This window comes from Agromyces bracchium (genome assembly GCF_009709675.1).
Lineage (GTDB): Bacteria > Actinomycetota > Actinomycetes > Actinomycetales > Microbacteriaceae > Agromyces > Agromyces bracchium.
The window spans coordinates 81,344-97,020 of sequence record NZ_WMLB01000010.1 but is presented as its reverse complement, the minus strand read 5'-3'; the positions used below and the strand labels follow the sequence as shown (position 1 = coordinate 97,020).

Annotated in this window: 18 protein-coding genes; 11 read left to right on the top strand and 7 right to left on the bottom strand. The window is 71.3% G+C overall.

Annotated features, from left to right (window positions below):
- The first annotated feature begins 72 nt into the window (after positions 1–72).
- The gene (locus tag GJ743_RS03580; RefSeq protein ID WP_155050565.1) at positions 73–1,563 is read left to right on the top strand and encodes an HNH endonuclease signature motif containing protein; all 1,491 of its coding nucleotides are present in this window, start codon (positions 73–75) and stop codon (positions 1,561–1,563) included.
- Positions 1,564–1,630: 67 nt separating this feature from the next.
- On the opposite strand, the gene GJ743_RS03575 is transcribed toward GJ743_RS03580, so the two are convergent.
- From GJ743_RS03575 to GJ743_RS03565, 3 genes are all read right to left on the bottom strand, one after another.
- The gene (locus GJ743_RS03575; protein ID WP_155050564.1) at positions 1,631–2,572 is read right to left on the bottom strand and encodes a hypothetical protein; all 942 of its coding nucleotides are present in this window, start codon (positions 2,570–2,572) and stop codon (positions 1,631–1,633) included.
- A gap of 217 nt (positions 2,573–2,789) precedes the next feature.
- On the bottom strand, positions 2,790–3,461 hold the full coding sequence (locus GJ743_RS03570; protein WP_155050563.1) for a hypothetical protein: 672 nt from the start codon (positions 3,459–3,461) through the stop codon (positions 2,790–2,792).
- 98 nt (positions 3,462–3,559) lie between these two features.
- Positions 3,560–4,015, bottom strand: a complete 456-nt coding sequence (locus tag GJ743_RS03565) for a hypothetical protein (RefSeq protein ID WP_155050562.1) — start codon at positions 4,013–4,015, stop codon at positions 3,560–3,562.
- Between the two features lie 150 nt (positions 4,016–4,165).
- On the opposite strand from GJ743_RS03565, the gene GJ743_RS03560 reads away from it, so the two are divergent.
- On the top strand, positions 4,166–4,747 hold the full coding sequence (locus GJ743_RS03560) for an SRPBCC domain-containing protein (RefSeq protein ID WP_155050561.1): 582 nt from the start codon (positions 4,166–4,168) through the stop codon (positions 4,745–4,747).
- On the top strand, positions 4,744–5,061 hold the full coding sequence (locus GJ743_RS03555; protein WP_155050560.1) for an ArsR/SmtB family transcription factor: 318 nt from the start codon (positions 4,744–4,746) through the stop codon (positions 5,059–5,061). Before GJ743_RS03560 ends, GJ743_RS03555 begins: the two co-directional genes overlap by 4 nt.
- A gap of 39 nt (positions 5,062–5,100) precedes the next feature.
- Here GJ743_RS03555 and GJ743_RS03550 read toward each other — a convergent pair whose 3' ends face one another.
- A complete protein-coding gene (locus GJ743_RS03550; RefSeq protein ID WP_155050559.1) occupies positions 5,101–5,793 on the bottom strand; it encodes a TetR/AcrR family transcriptional regulator in 693 nt (230 codons plus the stop codon).
- A gap of 101 nt (positions 5,794–5,894) precedes the next feature.
- On the opposite strand from GJ743_RS03550, the gene GJ743_RS03545 reads away from it, so the two are divergent.
- Positions 5,895–6,947, top strand: a complete 1,053-nt coding sequence (locus tag GJ743_RS03545) for an NAD(P)-dependent alcohol dehydrogenase (RefSeq protein WP_230386426.1) — start codon at positions 5,895–5,897, stop codon at positions 6,945–6,947.
- Between the two features lie 102 nt (positions 6,948–7,049).
- On the top strand, positions 7,050–7,796 hold the full coding sequence (locus GJ743_RS03540) for a DUF4386 domain-containing protein (RefSeq protein WP_155050558.1): 747 nt from the start codon (positions 7,050–7,052) through the stop codon (positions 7,794–7,796).
- 21 nt (positions 7,797–7,817) lie between these two features.
- Here GJ743_RS03540 and GJ743_RS03535 read toward each other — a convergent pair whose 3' ends face one another.
- Together GJ743_RS03535 and GJ743_RS03530 are read right to left on the bottom strand one after the other, a co-directional pair.
- Positions 7,818–8,198, bottom strand: a complete 381-nt coding sequence (locus tag GJ743_RS03535) for a YciI family protein (RefSeq protein ID WP_155050557.1) — start codon at positions 8,196–8,198, stop codon at positions 7,818–7,820.
- A 7-nt stretch (positions 8,199–8,205) separates the two neighbouring features.
- Positions 8,206–8,673: a VOC family protein gene (locus GJ743_RS03530; RefSeq protein ID WP_155050556.1), complete on the bottom strand. Its 468-nt coding sequence runs from the start codon at positions 8,671–8,673 to the stop codon at positions 8,206–8,208.
- 82 nt (positions 8,674–8,755) lie between these two features.
- Here GJ743_RS03530 and GJ743_RS03525 point away from each other — a divergent pair, with 82 nt between their 5' ends.
- Complete coding sequence (locus tag GJ743_RS03525) at positions 8,756–9,265, top strand: recombinase family protein (protein ID WP_328288742.1); 510 nt, start codon at positions 8,756–8,758, stop codon at positions 9,263–9,265.
- A 19-nt stretch (positions 9,266–9,284) separates the two neighbouring features.
- Positions 9,285–10,373, top strand: coding sequence for a winged helix DNA-binding domain-containing protein (locus GJ743_RS03520; protein WP_155050555.1), 1,089 nt, complete (start codon positions 9,285–9,287; stop codon positions 10,371–10,373).
- Between the two features lie 15 nt (positions 10,374–10,388).
- Here the strand turns inward: GJ743_RS03520 and GJ743_RS03515 are convergent, their stop codons facing one another.
- On the bottom strand, positions 10,389–11,144 hold the full coding sequence (locus GJ743_RS03515) for a FadR/GntR family transcriptional regulator (RefSeq protein WP_155050554.1): 756 nt from the start codon (positions 11,142–11,144) through the stop codon (positions 10,389–10,391).
- Positions 11,145–11,344: 200 nt separating this feature from the next.
- Here GJ743_RS03515 and GJ743_RS03510 point away from each other — a divergent pair, with 200 nt between their 5' ends.
- The 4 genes from GJ743_RS03510 (at position 11,345) to GJ743_RS03495 (ending at position 15,660) form a co-directional block, all read left to right on the top strand.
- Positions 11,345–12,655, top strand: coding sequence for an ABC transporter substrate-binding protein (locus GJ743_RS03510; RefSeq protein WP_196216902.1), 1,311 nt, complete (start codon positions 11,345–11,347; stop codon positions 12,653–12,655).
- A gap of 82 nt (positions 12,656–12,737) precedes the next feature.
- Complete coding sequence (locus tag GJ743_RS03505) at positions 12,738–13,601, top strand: carbohydrate ABC transporter permease (RefSeq protein ID WP_155050552.1); 864 nt, start codon at positions 12,738–12,740, stop codon at positions 13,599–13,601.
- On the top strand, positions 13,594–14,499 hold the full coding sequence (locus tag GJ743_RS03500) for a carbohydrate ABC transporter permease (protein WP_328288741.1): 906 nt from the start codon (positions 13,594–13,596) through the stop codon (positions 14,497–14,499). Before GJ743_RS03505 ends, GJ743_RS03500 begins: the two co-directional genes overlap by 8 nt.
- Before the next feature lie 9 nt (positions 14,500–14,508).
- The gene (locus GJ743_RS03495) at positions 14,509–15,660 is read left to right on the top strand and encodes a mandelate racemase/muconate lactonizing enzyme family protein (protein WP_155050551.1); all 1,152 of its coding nucleotides are present in this window, start codon (positions 14,509–14,511) and stop codon (positions 15,658–15,660) included.
- Positions 15,661–15,677 lie beyond the last annotated feature (17 nt).

The following is a 15,677-nucleotide window of genomic DNA, read 5'->3' as shown; positions in this document are numbered from 1 at the left end:
CGTGCGGAAACCATCCGCGGCCTGCGGTTTTCCACGCGCCGGAATGTCGGAGGGTGCTGCTTGACTGGTCGCATGACGCCGCCCCCGATCGCCGCTCTCGAGCGCAGCGCGGTCGGCGCTCCAACCGCCGCTCCGTTCGCCGACGGACCAGCCGACGGACCAGCCGACGCACCAGCCGGCGACCAGCTCGGCGACGCGCTCGCCGACATCGCCGCCCTCGAGCGGATGATCCGGTGGGCGCAGGCGCAGCAGTACCGCGCGGTCGAGGCGGCGCGGCGGTTCCATGCCGAGGTCGAGGGCCTGACCGGTTCGAGCAGGTCGGCCGAACGCGAGATGGCGACGCGCTCGTTCGTCGCCGAGCTCGCGACGGTGCTCGTCGCGCCCGAGGCGACCGCGGGTCGGCTCGCAGCTGATGCCGGCAGGCTCACCGGACCGCGATCGGCCACGCTCGCCGCGCTCACCGCCGGGTCCGTGAGCGTGCCCCACGTGCGGTCGATGCTCGAGCTGACGAGCGACCTGCCGGCCGGCTCGGCCGACGAACTCGAGCAGCGTGCGCTCGACGATGCCGGGCACCGGACGAGCAGCGCCTTCCGGCAGCGGGTTCGCCGGCTGCGCGAGCGGCTGCACCCCGAGGCGCTCGCGACCCGTCGCCGGCGTGCGGCCGACGAGCGGCGCATCCAGGTCGATCCGGCGCCCGACGGCATGGCCTGGCTCAGCCTCTTCATGGAGGCCGAACGTGCGGTCGCGATCGTGGACCGGCTCGACTCGCTCGCCGCGGCATCCGTCGCTCGTTCGGCCGGATCTCGCGCGGTCGGGCCGAGCGACGTGCGGACACCCGCGCAGCGCTGCGTCGACCTCGCCGCCGACCTGCTCATGTCGGGCATCCTCGACGAGGGCGATGTCGCCCCTGCGACGCGTCGCATCGCTCCACGCGTGACGGTGACGGTTCCCGTCCTCAGCCTGCTCGGCGTGACCGACGAGCCGGCCGAACTCGACGGTTACGGGCCGATCGACGCCGAGACCGCGCGCATCATCGCCGCCCATGCGCCGAGCGTGCGCCGCCTGCTCGTCGATCCCGAGACCGGTGCCGCGCTGTCGTACGGTCGCACCTCGTACCGCGTCGGCGCCGATCTCGCCGGGTACCTGCGGGTGCGCGACGGCCGCTGCCGCTTCCCCGGGTGCACGCGCCGCGCCGTCCGTTCCGACATCGACCACACGACCGCCTGGGCGCACGGCGGCGGCACCGATGCCGACAACCTCGCCCACCTGTGCCGCACGCACCACCGACTCAAGCACGAGAGCGGATGGCGCATGGCCAACGAGCCCGGAGGGGTCATCCGCTGGACATCGCCCGCGGGTCACGTGCTCCGGACGTACCCCGAGGTGCCGTTCGATCCCGTTCCACGCAGTTCGCGGGTGTGCGCGCCACCCCCGACGGGCGTGATCGATCGATCCGGTCCGGAAGCACCGCCGTCGCCCGAACCTGTCTTGCCGACGGCGGGCCCCGTCGAGATCGGCGACGACGTCGAACCGCCGTGGCTGCACGCTGCGCCGGCGGCGTGAGTCGAGGGAGCCGCGAAGGCCTGCCCGGCGCGACCGCCGACCCGCCCGCGCCCGCGCGCCGCGCGCGTCAGGCGGGCACCGTCTCCAGCCGCTGCGCGCGCAGCGCCGCGACGTAGGCGCGCGCCTGATCGACGCTTCGCGGTCGCCGGATCCGCATCGCGTAGCGGAAGCGCTCGCCCGGGGTGGCCGGGATCACGTTCGGATGCGCCGCGCACGACGGCCCGCCGAACCGGATGCTGATGCTGCCGTCGCCGTTCCTGGCCAGGTCGCGGCCCGGGTAGCCGCCGAGGACGGGATCGAGGCGACCCGCGTCGTCGAACTTCAGCACCGAATAGGAGCCGCTGGCAGGATCGACGGGCGGAGGCTCGAACGTCCAGATCTCGCATCCGCTGCTCGTCGCCGACGCCTCGAAGTACACGCCGTGCTCGGCCGGCAGGCTGCCCCAGCCGATCGCCGTGCCGACGAGGTGGGCATCGCGATCCGTCTCGCGCTTCGCACCGAACGCGCGCGTCAGGTCGACCTCCTCGACCCGGCGGGCGAGGCTCGCGGCGACCGACCGACGGGATGCGTCGTCGTAGGTCCTCGCGCGGTACGGGTGCGAGGTGGCCGCGCTGATCCGCCTGGAATCCTGCAGCTCCCGGGCGCGTGCGAGCCCGCCCTCGATGCCCGTGCGCCCGAGCACGTACAGGTGCGTCCCGCGCGTGAGGTCCGCAGCGGCCACGGTCACCGACTCGCCCGGGCTGACGACGGCGAGCACGTAGTGCGCCTCGTCGACGAGCACGTCGGCCTGGTACTCGTCGGACGGCGCGAGCGCGACCGTCGCGCGCTCGCTCACGTCGACCACGGCGTACGAATGGAGCACGTCGGGGTCCGGGCGGATCGCCGACGACTCCGCGAGCGGCACGCGCTCGTGGTGGAAGCGGTTCACCGGCGTCCGACGCGCCTGCGCGGCGAACCGGTGAGCCGACTGGGCCCGCGTGAAGTTCCGGGTGGTGACACGTCGCGGCATCGGCGGCCTCCCTGCCTGGTGGGCTCGCGTGCAGTCTGGCAAGAATGCCGTCGAACCGATAGGCCTTGCGGTCTGGTCGGAGACGAGGCGCGCCGCCGGCCGGGTACGCCGGCCGCCGGGTGTGCCCGCGGCCGGGTCGGCGGGCGCCGCGCAGACGGATGCCGCGGGGATCCCCCTCCCCGCGGCATCCGTGGCCTGCGACTGCGCGACGCGCGACTCAGTTCGCGATGCCGCCGCAGAGCACCGGCACCGTCGCCTCGAGCGGGATGCCCGCGCCGAGCGACGACGAGCGACTCGAGAACGGGTCGGCAGCATTGAAGGCGTACATGCCGTTGCGGTCGAAGTCGATGCCGTGCACGACCACCTGCACCGTGCCCGCGTCGACGTAGCCCGGCATGTCGGTGAACGTGCGCTGGAAGTACAGGTAGCCGTTCGCGTCGGACATCGCGAACCGGTCGAGCGCGAGCGCGCTCGCGGGCGAGACGTCGCCCGTCGAGGTCAGCGAGGTCAGGATGCCGCCGTAGAAGGGCGCACCGTCGAGCACGGTGACGACCCCGTCGGCGCCGGCCGCGGCCGGGCCGGGGCAGCCCATGTCGGGCGCGTCGCCCGGCACGCCGTGCAGGTGCATCGCGTGCGGGAGGTTCGGCGAGAGTCCCCATGCCTCGACGGTGACCTGCAGCTTGCCGTTCGGCAGGGCCTTGATGCGCGTCGTGCCGCTCGCACGACTCTCGGGAACGTCGGCCGGCTGCACCGCGTTCAGGTCGTAGCTGTAGCTCGCGACCTTGTCGGAGGGGTTGGAATCGTGCCCGGCGTAGGCGGCAGTGGCCCCGCCGAGCGCCAGGGCGAAGCTCGCCGCCGTGGCGGCGATGATGCGTGGTGCGTTCCTCATGTCGTACTCCCTCGTACCGTGGGCGGCGTCGGGTCGGCGCCTGTGCACGGAGTTCGGAGCGGACATGATTCCGGATGGGTCCGGATCGAGGGCGCGCGTCAGTCGAAGAAGCGCACGCTCGCGAGGGTCGCCTGATCGCCGTCGACCCGGATGACGCAGCGGACCTCGGCGTGGTGCGTCGCGCCGGCGCCGTCGACGAAGGTGACGGTTCCCGAGACGCGCTGCGCGCCATCCGCCTCGACCTGCTGGAGCGACCTCGCGAGTTCGATATCGGTGTGGCCGCGCCCCTCGAGCCGGCTCGTGGCGGCGTCTCGGCACAGGTCGCCCGCGTCGGCCGGTCCGGATGGACCCACCGCGACGGCTCCGGCGACGATCGCCGCGCCGCCGACGACGATCACGGTGGGCACGGTGACCCGGGCCCACATCGGGACCCTGGCGAACCATCCGGGCCGCGAGGCGTCCCGTTCCGGTGCGGTGGGTGCGTCTGCGTCGGGTGCGACGGAGTGCGGTGCTTCGGACTGCGGCGCATCTGAGTGCGGTGCTTCTGAGTTCATGGCGCGAACGTACGCCCGGCGGAAACGGCACCGCATCCGTGCGCCGCACGGAGTTCCTGCGAGGGTCGACCCTGAAATGCAACCGCAAGGTTGCGTAACTCCAGAGTTAATGCAACTCTAAGGTTGCATGTCGATTCGAAAGGAACCATCATGGTGAACATGACCGACAACCCGCCCTCCGTCGTCGACGAGGGCACCTACACCGTCCGACGCACCATCCGCATCGCCGCACCGGTCGAGAAGGTCTGGGCCGCCGTCACCGAGCCCGAGCACATCTCCCGCTGGTTCGGGCGCACCGTGCTCGAGGGCTCCGGCGTCGGCGCCGAGGGCACGATGACGTTCGACGGCTACGGCGACGTGCCGATCCGGGTCGAGGCGATGGACGCCCCGCGATCGATCACGTACCGCTGGGGCAACGACGACGCCCTCGGGCATCTGCCTGACCGAGTCGACGAGGCCACCTCGACGGTGTTCACCTTCACCCTCGAGCCGGTGGACGTCGGGCCCGTGGCCGGCGGCGCGGTCGACGGCGGGGTGAACAGCGCCACCGAGCTCACCGTCGTCGAGAGCGGGTTCGAGCTGACGTCCGACCCGGCCGCGAACCTGCGCGCGCACGGCGAGGGCTGGGTCTCCGAGCTCGACAAGCTCGTCGCCCTGTTCGACGGCGACGCGCTCGGCAGCGACGTGCTCGGCAGCGACGTGCTCGGCAGCGCCCGCGAGGGCGCCGCATGACCACGGGGACGCTGGTCCCGGTGTTCGCCGCACTCGGAGACGAGACCCGGTGGAGCATCCTGGCGGCACTCGGCGAGGGCGACGCATCCGCGTCCGCCCTCGCCGGCCGCCTGCCCGTCACTCGGCAGGCGATCGCGAAGCACCTCGCCGTGCTGCAGGAGGTCGGCCTCGTCGAGCCGATCCGCGTGGGCCGCGAGGTGCGCTACCGCGTGCTCGGGTCGCGGCTCGGCGAGACCGCGCGGCGGCTCGAGGCGATCGGCGCCGAGTGGGACCGCCGCCTCGCCGCGATCAAGGAGATCGCGGAGGGGTTGTAGCCCGGGTCCTCCCGTCTGCGCCGCGCTCGAGGCGGCCCGTCACCGTGCGTCCTCATCCCGCCGCGCGGCCGCCTCCAGACCGTCGAGGATCAGGTCGAGCCCGAAGTCGAAGGACCGCCCGAAGTCGTAGCCCGGCTGGAGCACGTGCTCCTGCGTGAAGCGGACGAGGTTCGGGTGCTCGCCCGTCGGGAGCGGGAGGATGATCTCCTCGGCCGCCTCGGTGAGGTCGCCCTGGTGGTCGCCGAACGGCAGCGCCGCCTCCTGCAGCGCGAATCCGTAGACGAAGGCGTCGACGACCGCCAGGCCGTGCGCGATGAGCTCGAGCGGGAGTCCGGAGCGGTACCAGCAGGCGAGCACGGCGTCGTGGTGACCGAGCGTCGCGGCGCCCGGGTTCGTGCGGGACTCCATGAGCGGCGTCGCCCAGGGATGGCGTCGCAGCACCTCGCGGAGCGAGGCGGCACGGGAACGGATGCCCGCTCGCCAGGCGCCGTCGGCCGGCGGGCGCTCGATCTCGTCGAAGACGAGGTCGATCATGCCGTCGATGATCGCCTCCTTGTTCGCGACGTAGTGGTAGATCGTCATCGGCTTCACGCCGAGGTGGTCGGCGAGCCGACGGATGGTGAGGGGCTCGATGCCCTCGCGGTCGGCGAACTCGAGCGCGCCGTGCAGCACCCGGTCGCGGTTCAACGAGCCGCGGACGTGTGAGCGTTCGGCCGTCGTCGTATCGGTCATGGCATCCATTCCATCATTCGGTCTTGACTCATCGTACTAAGTACGAGTAGTGTCTCACACCAAGTCGTACTAAGTACGAATCAACTCCCGAGGAGAAGGGCATGCAGGCCTGGACCGGAACCACGACCACGACGACGCGCACCGCCGCCACGGAGGCCGGCCGCGTCGCACCCGAGACCATGACCGCCGTCGTGCAGCGCGCCTACGGCGACGTCGACGTGCTGGACGTCGACCGCATCGACGTGCCGAGCCCCGCGGCCGGCCAGGTGCTCCTCGAGGTCCGCGCCGCCGGCCTCGACCGCGGCACCTGGCACCTCATGACGGGGCTGCCGTACCTCACGCGCCTCATGTTCGGCCTCCGCCGTCCGACGCAGCCCGTGCCCGGGTTCGACGTCGCGGGCGTCGTCGTCGCCGTCGGCGAGGGCGCCGACCGGTTCGCCGTCGGCGACGAGGTGTTCGGCATCGCCGACGGCAGCTTCGCCGAGTACGCGCTCGCCGAGGCATCCACCCTGGCCCGCAAGCCGCAGTCGGTCTCGTTCGACGAGGCCGCCGTTGTGCCGGTCTCCGGGCTCACGGCCCACCAGGCGGTGCACGGCAGCGGCCGCGTCGCCGCCGGCCAGCGCGTGCTCGTGATCGGCGCCTCCGGTGGAGTCGGCGGGTACGCCGTGCAGCTCGCCGCGCAGGCGGGCGCAGAGGTGACCGGCGTCGCGAGCGCCGAGAAGGCCGAGCACGTCCGCTCGCTCGGCGCCGTGCGCGTCATCGACTACCGCGCGACCGACGTCTCGCGTGGCACGGAGCGGTACGACCTGATCGTCGACATCAACGGCCGGCTGCCTGTGCGACGCCTGCAGCGGATCCTCACCCCGACCGGGACCCTCGTGATCGTCGGCGGCGAGGGCGGTGGCCGGCTCACGGGCGGCCTGCAGCGCCAGCTCAGCGCCCCGCTGCGCTCGCTGTTCACCCGCAAGCGCCTCACGTTCTTCATCTCGAGCCACGAGCAGGACGCGATCGAGCGGCTCTCCGACCTGCTCGCCGCCGGCGAGCTCACCGCGACCGTCGGCCGCACCTATCCGCTCGCCGACGTGCGCCGCGCCATGGGCGACCTCGTGGCCGGGCGCATCGCCGGCAAGGCCGTCATCAGCATCGGCCGCTGATCACCCGATCCGCCCGACGATACGACCATCCGACCCATACGACCGTCCGACCCACACGACCGTCCGACCCACACGACCGTCCGATCCCACCTGGAGGACCCCATGCCCACCACCGAACTCACCCGGCCCGCCGTCGCCGACATCGACGACGCGCAGGCCCGCCGGCGCGCCGCCCGCATCGCGGGCCTCGGCTACGTCGCCATCTTCGTGCTCGCGATCTTCGCCAACTTCGTCGTCCGCGAATCGCTCGTCCACCCCGGCGATGCCGCGGCGACGGCGGCGGATGTCGCGGCATCCGAGTCGCTCTTCCGCGGCGGACTCGCCGCGTTCGTCGTCGTGTTCCTCATCGACGTGCCCATCGCCTGGGCGCTGTACGTGCTGTTCCGCCCCGCGGGGCGCGACCGCTCGCTGCTCGCCGCCTGGTTCCGCCTCGTGTACACGGTGATGCTCGGCGTCGCCGCGGTCTTCATGTTCCTCGGCCTGCAGTTGGTCACCGGCGGCCCGGGTACCGGCACGATGGGCCCCGAGGCGGGCCTGCTCATGTTCGAGGCGTTCGACTACGCGTGGCTCGTGGGCCTCTTCGCGTTCGGCGTGCACCTCGTGCTCCTCGGCCGGATGATCGTCGCCTCGCGCATCGCGCCCGTCTGGCTCGGCTGGACCCTCATCGTCGCCGGAACGGCGTACGGCCTCGACACGCTGGCCGTGACCCTCCTTCCGGACTACGCCGCGATCGCCGACGTCATGCTCATGATCGTCCTGATCCCGTCGGTCGTGGCCGAGCTGTCGTTCACCGTGTGGCTGCTGGTCACCGGATGGCGCCGGCCGCGCGTCGCGGCCGAGGTCGCGTAGCCCGGAGCGGCTCGCGGCGGGTCAGTCCGGCATGGCCCGCCGTTCGCCGACGGGCCCGTCGGCCCCGGGGAACGCGAGCGAGCCCGCCGCGACCCACCACTCCATGACGTCGAACGCGAGTCGTCCCGCCACGACCGACGGGTCGCCGGCCGAGAGCCGCGCGGCTTCGGCCGGGTCGCACGCGAAGATCGACATGCCCCGGTACGACGGGTCGGTCTGCTCGCCGAACGGGCCGTTCGCGACGATCACGCCGCTGCGGCGCAGCTCGGCCCGGTACGCGAGGTGGCGCGCCTGCAGCGCGTCGAGCTCGGCCTCCGACATGTCGGGTGCGTCGGCCGGGCGCCGCAGCACGACGAGCGTCACGACGTCGAACGCGTCCGGGATGTCGGGGCTCCGCGGCATCCGTCGCTCACGCGTGCTCGAGCTCGGAGATCACGATCTTCTTCTGCTGCATCATCACCTGGATCTGCTCAGGCCGGCGCGTGAGTTCGCCCATGTTCGCGGGGATGATCTGCCAGCTGACGCCGAACCGGTCCTTGCACCACCCGCACGCCTCCGCGTCGGGCACGTGCGAGAGCCGCTCCCAGTAGTGGTCGATCTCGGCCTGGTCGGCGCACGCGACGATGAACGAGATCGACTCGTTGAACGTGAACAGCGGGCCGCCGTCGAGGCACGTGAACGGCACGCCGTTCAGCGTGAACTGCCCGTTCAGCACCTTGCCCGACATGCCGCGGAAGTGCTCGTCGAGCGACTCGTCCGGGTACTCGTCGATCCGGTCGATCGAGGAATCCGGGAACACCTCGACGTAGTACGCCATCGCCTCGCGGGCCCGGTCGTCGAACCACAGGCACGGCTGGATCGGTGCGAGCTCGGCCATCGGAACCCCCTCGTCCGCATCGCGCGCGGCGCGCGATCGGGGTCAGCGTACGCCGATGCCGTGCGGTCGGCGACAATGGAACGTGACGCAGACGGTGACGACGAGGGTGATCGACATGGGTGAGCAGCAGGCGGATGCGACGACGGGTGCCGCGACGGCCGCGACGGATGCCGCTGCCGGCATGCACACTCCCGGGCACCACGCGATCGGCTGCCCCGAGTGCTTCGTCGAGCTCCAGCAGAACCACGACTGGTGGAAGGCGCGGCCGGAGGGATCCCGGCTCGTCGGGCTCGTCGTGCCGCGCGAGGACATGCCGCCGATCCTCGAGCAGCGCACCGCGCTGACGCGGTTCGGCGTGCAGATCCTCGACTTCCGCTACCCGACGCCCGACATGCCCGAGACGTGGGAGCAGCGCCTGGGCCGGCTGTTCGCGACGCTGCAGGCCGGCGACGTGCTCGTCGTCGTCAACGAGCTGGCCCTCGGTCGGTCGCCCGAGGAGGTCGCCCGCACGATCCGCACGCTCCGCCGCCACAACCTCGTCGTCAAGGTGCTGAGCCGCGGCGCGCCGCACCTGGAGGACGCGCGCGGCTGACCGCGCAGGCGGAGCCGGCATGACCACGGACCGTGAGATCGCGCGCCGGCGACTGCGATCGCAGCTGCTCGCCGCCCCGGTCGCCGACGCCGAGACCGTCGTCCGCACGCTCCTCGGGGTGCAGGCCGAGAACCCGTCGCAGTCGGCCTGGGCGGTCGCGACCCGCACGACCTCGCCGCGGCAGGAGGACCTCGCGGGGGCGCTCGCCGAGGGCCGGGTGATCCGCACGCACGTGCTGCGCCCGACCTGGCACTACGTGCACGTCGACGACCTCCGGTGGCTGCTCGAGGTGACGTCGCCGCGCGTGATCCCGGTCGCGGTGCAGCAGTTGCGGCCGCTGGTCGAGCGGATGACGCGGCTGACGGATGCGGTGACGTCGATGCTGGCCGAGACGCCGGATCGCACGAGGGCCGAGGTCGCCGCCGGGCTCTCGGAGCGCGACCAGCCGCTCAGCAGCTTCGAGCTCATGCTCTTCCTCGCCCACCTCGAGCTGCACGGCATCGTCTGCGGCGGCGTGCCCCGCGACGGCGAGCACACCTACGCGCTGCTCGACGACCGGGTTCCGGCCGCGGCGCCGCGCGATCGCGACGAGGCGCTCGCCGAGCTCGCCCTGCGGTACCTCTCGTCGCACGGCCCCGCGACCGATCGCGACCTCGCGTACTGGGCGACGCTCACGCTGACCGACGCGCGGCGCGGCATCGCCGGTGCGGCTGGCGGCCTCGACTCGTTCGAGCACGACGGGCGGACGTTCTGGCACGCGACCGGCGAGCCGGAGGCATCCGTCGCCCCCTCGAGCGAGCCGCCGGGCGCCCACCTGCTGCAGGTGCTCGACGAGATGTACCGCGGCTACCAGGACTCGCGCTGGGTGATCGACGCCGACGGCCTCGTTCGGCGCACCCGCGAGACGGCGATCGGCATGGCGCTCGTGGACGGGCAGATCCTCGCGAGCATGCGGCGCCGGATCGGCGCGAACCTGGTGACGTTCGAACTGAACCCGTACCGGGCGCTCGCCGCCGACGAGGTGCGAGAGCTCGAGGCTGCGGCGGATCGGTACGGCGCGTTCCTCGGGCTGGAGGCGCGGGTCGCGTTCGTGGAGGAGTCCGCGTAGCTCAGCGCTCGGGGCTCAGCGCTTGGGGCTCGGCGGCCGCCGACGTTCCCACGCGTCGGCGATGTGCGAGCGCATCGACTGCTCCGCGGCATCCGGGTCGCCTGCCTCGATGGCGGCGAACACGTGTTCGTGTTCCTCGAGCGTCGTCTCGAGGCGGCTGTGCAGGTGGAAGCGGGCGCTCTCGCGCGCCTGCCCGAAGAGGATGTTCACGAGGTTGACGGCGAGCCGGTTCGTGCTCATCTCGCCGACGGTCGCGTGGAAGACGACATCCGCCGCATTGAACGCCGGCTCGTCGTCGATGGTGTCGCGCATGAGCTGCAGGGCCTCGCGGAGCCGCTCGAGCTCCTCATCGGATCGGCGCGCTGCCGCGTCGCGCGCGATCACACCCTCGAGCGAGGCGCGAACGACGCTGAGGTCGTCGAGGATGCCGAGCGTCGCGTCGTTCGCGACGAGGGCCGAGAGCACGGTGCCGTCGACCATGTTCCACGACTCAGCGCCGAGGACCTGCGTGCCGCGGCCCTGCGCGACGGTGACGAGGCCCTTCTCCTCGAGCCGCTTGACCGACTCGCGGATGACCGTGCGGCTCACGCCGAACTGCTCGCAGAGCACCGCCTCGGGCGGGAGTGAGGTGCCGGGGGCGAGGTCGCCGCGCACGATGGCGTCGACGAGGTCGGCGACGACGGTCACGCCCAGGCGAGGCGTGCGGGGGCGCGCGGCGATCGTGGGGTAGGGGGCGGATCGCTCCGCGCCGGCGCGGGTCTCGATGGACATGCGGAAAGCATAACCGCCGTAAGTGGTAATACCTATGATCTTCTCTTGCATCTTTGTAAGACGTATGATGTACTCGCTTTCAAGCCCACCCCGGGCGTGCCCAGTCGTCAGAGACGCCGACCAGAACAGGAATGCGCGACATGTCACAGCACTCGTCCTTCCGACGCCGAGCCACTCGGCTGATCACCTCCGGGGCCGTCGTGGCCACCGGACTCCTCGTCCTGAGCGCATGCTCGACGGGCGCCGAAGAGGGGGGTGACAGCGAATACGGCTTCGCCGCGGCGGAGCAGGTCGCCGACAGCCCCATCACCGTCTGGGTCGACGCCTCGCGCGAGCCCGCGGTGACCGCCTTCCAGGAGGCGTACCCCGACATCGACGTGGTGCTCGAGACCTACGACGGCAACGCCGGCGGCAGCGGCTCGTTCCAGAGCAAGATCTCGCTCATGGACCAGGCCGGCGACGGCTGGCCCGACGTCGTCTTCTCGACGCAGCAGAACGACGCGATCTGGGCGTCCAAGGACACCCCGAACGGCGAGGCCGGCTTCGCGGCGCCGCTCAACAAGGGCTTCATCGAGCAGGACTTCCTCGACGGCTTCGCCGCCGGCTCGCTCGACTACGCCACGATCGACGACACGGTCTACGGCCTCCGCAACGACCTCGCCCAGACGGTCTTCTACTACAACCAGAAGCTGCTCGACGAGTTCGGCTACGAGGTGCCCACGACGTGGGAGGAGTACGCGGAACTCGGCGACCAGCTCGCCGCCGAGCACCCCGGCTACATCCTCGGCAGCATGGGCGACAGCTTCATGACCTACGTCTACTACGGCGGTTCCGAGTCGCCCGTCTTCCAGTCGCCCGAGGCCGGGGTGTTCCACTCCGACACCTCCGACGAGAACGCCCAGAAGATCTCCGAGATCATCGACGGCATGCTCGAGAACGGCACGCTCGTGCAGGACAGCTTCTTCAGCGCCGAGTTCGCCGCGAACTACGCCGACAAGCTCGTCGGCGTCCCCGGCCCGGTCTGGTACACCGGAGCGATCTTCCAGGGCGGCCTCGCGACGCCCGCCGGTGAGATCGGCGTCGCGCCCCCGCTCTCGTGGGAGGGCGGCGACGTCGCGGCCGGCAACGTCGGCGGCGGCATCTGGTACGCCTCGCGTCACTCCGAGAACCTCGAGGCCGTCAAGACCTTCCTCGAGTTCGTGACGAGCGCCGACGAGTTCCAGGTCGAGGCCTCCTCGGGCTACCCCGCCTACACGTCGGCCGCCGAGAAGTGGCTCGACAAGCAGGCCGAGGCCGGCTACTTCGTCAACGACGACTTCAAGACCGTCATGTCGGATGCCGCGAACCAGATCTGGAGCGGCTGGAACGTGACCCCGTGGAGCCCCGAGACCGCGTGGGCCAAGGTCGTCATCCCCGGCATGGCCGAGGGCGAGACGGTCGTCTCACTCCTTCCCGCCTGGCAGACGGAGCTCGAGAACGAGGCCACCGTCAACGGATACACGGTCGAGTAACGTGACCGTCACCGCTCCTCCGGCTCCTGCCGGCGTCGCCCCCTCGGGGCGGCGCCGGCCGGAGCGCCGGCGCGCGAGCCGCATGAGCGCCGGCCAGTCTCGATTCGGCTACGTCTTCGTCAGCGGCTACACGCTCCTCCTGGTGGCGTTCGGCCTGCTGCCCACGCTCTACGCGCTCTTCCTCTCCTTCACCCGCAACGGCGTGTTCGTCGGGTTCGACAACTTCGTCAGGGTCTTCAACGACTACCGGTTCCTCCCGGCGGTCGGCCATGTCGCGTTGTACGTCGTCTTCTGGCTCATCAGCCTCATCGTCCTCGTCGTGGTCCTCGCCATCGTCGTGCACGGCATCCGCGTGCGCTGGCTCGGCGACACCGCCCGGTTCCTCTTCTACATCCCCGGCGCCATCGCCGGCGCGTCGAGCGTGCTGCTCTGGCTGTTCGTGCTCGACCCCTCGGTGAGCCCCGTCTCGGCGCTCCTGCGCGCCATGGGCTACGAGTCGCTCGTCAACGTGGTCGCCGTCGGCAACCTCCCCGTGGTCTTCACGGTCATCGCCTTCTGGGCCGGCGCCGGCGGATGGATCGTCATCATGTACGGCGCGCTCAACAACATCAGCGCCGACATCATGGAGGCCGCGCGCATCGACGGCGCCGGTGCCCTGCAGGTGGCCTGGCACATCCAGCTGCCCATGCTCACCAAGTGGATCAGCTACATGGGCATCATGTCCCTCGCCGCAGGCACCCAGCTCTTCGTCGAGCCCAAGGTGCTCGCGCAGGCCACGAAGAACGTCGTGCCCGAGGACTACTCCCTCAACCAGCTGGCCTACCTCTACGCGTTCCGCCAGGGCGACTTCTCCGGATCCGCCGCGATCTCGGTCATGCTCCTGGTCGTGGCGTTGGGCCTGTCCACCATCTTCATCTTCCGCGGAAAGCTGTTCGAACGTGACTGACCTCGCCGTGCGCCGCAGGCGGCGCGCACTCACCCCAGGGCAGTGGATCGGCCGCGCGTTCGTGGCCGTCGTACTGCTCGCCTTCGCCGCCTTCTTCATCCTGCCGATCATCTGGCTGCTGCTCGCGCCGACGAAGACCAACTCCGAGCTGCTGCTCAGCGGTCCCTTCGCCTTCGGCTCGTTCGAGCAGCTGGCCGCCAACTGGAACGAGCTGTTCGCGTTCGGCAGCGGCGTCTTCGCCGTCTGGCTCGGCAACTCGGCGTTCTACTCGTTCACGGCGCTCGCGATCACGCTCATCGTGAGCGTCCCCGCCGGGTACGCACTCGCGCTCATCGAGTTCAAGGGCCGCCGCATCCTGCTCGTGACGACGCTCATCGTCATGCTGATCCCGAACACGGCGCTCGTGCTGCCGATCTTCCTCGAGCTCTCGGCCGCACGCCTCATCGGCAGCCCGCTCGCGGTGATCCTGCCGTTCTCGTTCTTCCCGTTCGGCGTGTACCTCACGTACATCTACTTCTCGACCGCGGTCTCGCGCGACCTGCTGAACGCCGCCCGCATCGACGGCGCCGGGGAGTTCCGCGTGTTCGCACAGGTGGCGATGCCGCTCGCGACGCCCGTCATCGCGCTCGTCGGCTTCTTCAGCTTCGTCGCGAACTGGAACAACTACTTCCTGCCGTTCCTCGTGGTCGGCGGGCAGAAGATCCCGGTCCAGGTGGGGCTCGCGAACCTCCTCTCGAACGTGCCCGCGTTCAACCCGACGACGGCGTCGAGCATCGTCATCCAATTGCCGACGCTGGCCCTCGCGACGCTCCTCTCGGTCGCACCGATCCTGCTCATCTTCCTGTTCGCGCAGCGCTTCCTCGTCGAGGGCATGACCGCCGGCGGAACCAAGGAGTAGGGGGACCCCATGAAGATCACCGGGTACCGCACCCTCACCGCCCAGCAGCACTGGCGTCGCGCCATCGGCGACGTCAACGGCCACATCGTCGAGGCCGTCACCGAGGTGCCCATCGTCATCATCGAGACGGACGCCGGCATCGAGGGCGTCGGCATCGGATCGCACGCCGACCTCGCGCGCCTGTTCCCGGCCCTCGACGGCGAGGACCCTCGTGGCGTCGCCGCGCTCTTCGACCGCATGCTCGCGCAGGTGTTCAAGTCGGGCCACGCCGGCGCCACGTACGGCGGCGTCGCGACGCTCGACGCCGCGCTCTGGGACCTCAAGGCGAAGGCCGCGGGGGAGCCGCTGTGGCGGCTGCTCGGCGGCCGCGACCGGTTCGTGCCGGGCTACGCCTCGGGCCTCGACATCGCGCTCGGCGACGAGGAGCTCGCCGCCTTCTACGCCGAATTCGCCGATCGAGGCTTCGTCGCGGGCAAGCTCAAGGGCGGCCTCGACTTCGACGCCGACCTCCGCCGCCTCGGCATCCTCACCGATGCCCTCTCCGCGAACACCTCTCGGCCCGGCCTCATGCTCGACGCGAACGAGTCGTGGCAGGTCAAGCAGGCGGTCCGCTACGTCAGCGCCCTCGAGGAGCAGGTCGACCTGCTCTGGGTCGAGGAGCCGCTGCGCCGATGGGACGCCGAGGGCCACGCGCGCCTCAGCACGGCCATCCGCGCGGCTGTCGCAACGGGGGAGAACCTCACGGGCGTCGACCAGTTCAAGCCGTTCTTCGAGGCCGGAGCGCCCGATGTGGTCCAGGCCGGCGCCATCTGGGGCGTCAGCCACATGCACCGCCTCGCGCTCGCGGCGGCCGCACGAGACCTGCCGATCAGCCCGGTCGGCTACAACGCCAACCCGGCTGTCGCGCACGTCATGACCGCGGTGCCGAACCACCTCACGACCGAGGTGCAGGCGACCGAGTTCGCCGACGGCGTGCACGTCGACCACGAGTTCGGCGACGGTGGGATCGTCCTCAGCGACGAGCCCGGTGCCGGCATCCGGGTCGACGAGGCCGCGATCGAGGGCGCCCGCCGCGGCGAGGGCTGGGCGAACCCCGCCGGCCCGCACATGCGGCCTGTGCGCGCGGGCCTGCGCGTCGTGCTCGACGGCGTCGAGCGCTGAGACGGACGGGAAGGTTC

Bases quoted from the DNA above. Each gene is read 5' to 3' on its own strand.
- GJ743_RS03580 (WP_155050565.1), top strand. From the start codon at position 73: ATGACGCCGCCCCCGATCGCCGCTCTCGAGCGCAGCGCGGTCGGCGCT.
- GJ743_RS03575 (WP_155050564.1), bottom strand. From the start codon at position 2,572: ATGCCGCGACGTGTCACCACCCGGAACTTCACGCGGGCCCAGTCGGCT.
- GJ743_RS03570 (WP_155050563.1), bottom strand. From the start codon at position 3,461: ATGAGGAACGCACCACGCATCATCGCCGCCACGGCGGCGAGCTTCGCC.
- GJ743_RS03565 (WP_155050562.1), bottom strand. From the start codon at position 4,015: ATGAACTCAGAAGCACCGCACTCAGATGCGCCGCAGTCCGAAGCACCG.
- GJ743_RS03560 (WP_155050561.1), top strand. From the start codon at position 4,166: ATGGTGAACATGACCGACAACCCGCCCTCCGTCGTCGACGAGGGCACC.
- GJ743_RS03555 (WP_155050560.1), top strand. From the start codon at position 4,744: ATGACCACGGGGACGCTGGTCCCGGTGTTCGCCGCACTCGGAGACGAG.
- GJ743_RS03550 (WP_155050559.1), bottom strand. From the start codon at position 5,793: ATGACCGATACGACGACGGCCGAACGCTCACACGTCCGCGGCTCGTTG.
- GJ743_RS03545 (WP_230386426.1), top strand. From the start codon at position 5,895: ATGCAGGCCTGGACCGGAACCACGACCACGACGACGCGCACCGCCGCC.
- GJ743_RS03540 (WP_155050558.1), top strand. From the start codon at position 7,050: ATGCCCACCACCGAACTCACCCGGCCCGCCGTCGCCGACATCGACGAC.
- GJ743_RS03535 (WP_155050557.1), bottom strand. From the start codon at position 8,198: ATGCCGCGGAGCCCCGACATCCCGGACGCGTTCGACGTCGTGACGCTC.
- GJ743_RS03530 (WP_155050556.1), bottom strand. From the start codon at position 8,673: ATGGCCGAGCTCGCACCGATCCAGCCGTGCCTGTGGTTCGACGACCGG.
- GJ743_RS03520 (WP_155050555.1), top strand. From the start codon at position 9,285: ATGACCACGGACCGTGAGATCGCGCGCCGGCGACTGCGATCGCAGCTG.
- GJ743_RS03515 (WP_155050554.1), bottom strand. From the start codon at position 11,144: ATGTCCATCGAGACCCGCGCCGGCGCGGAGCGATCCGCCCCCTACCCC.
- GJ743_RS03505 (WP_155050552.1), top strand. From the start codon at position 12,738: ATGAGCGCCGGCCAGTCTCGATTCGGCTACGTCTTCGTCAGCGGCTAC.
- GJ743_RS03495 (WP_155050551.1), top strand. From the start codon at position 14,509: ATGAAGATCACCGGGTACCGCACCCTCACCGCCCAGCAGCACTGGCGT.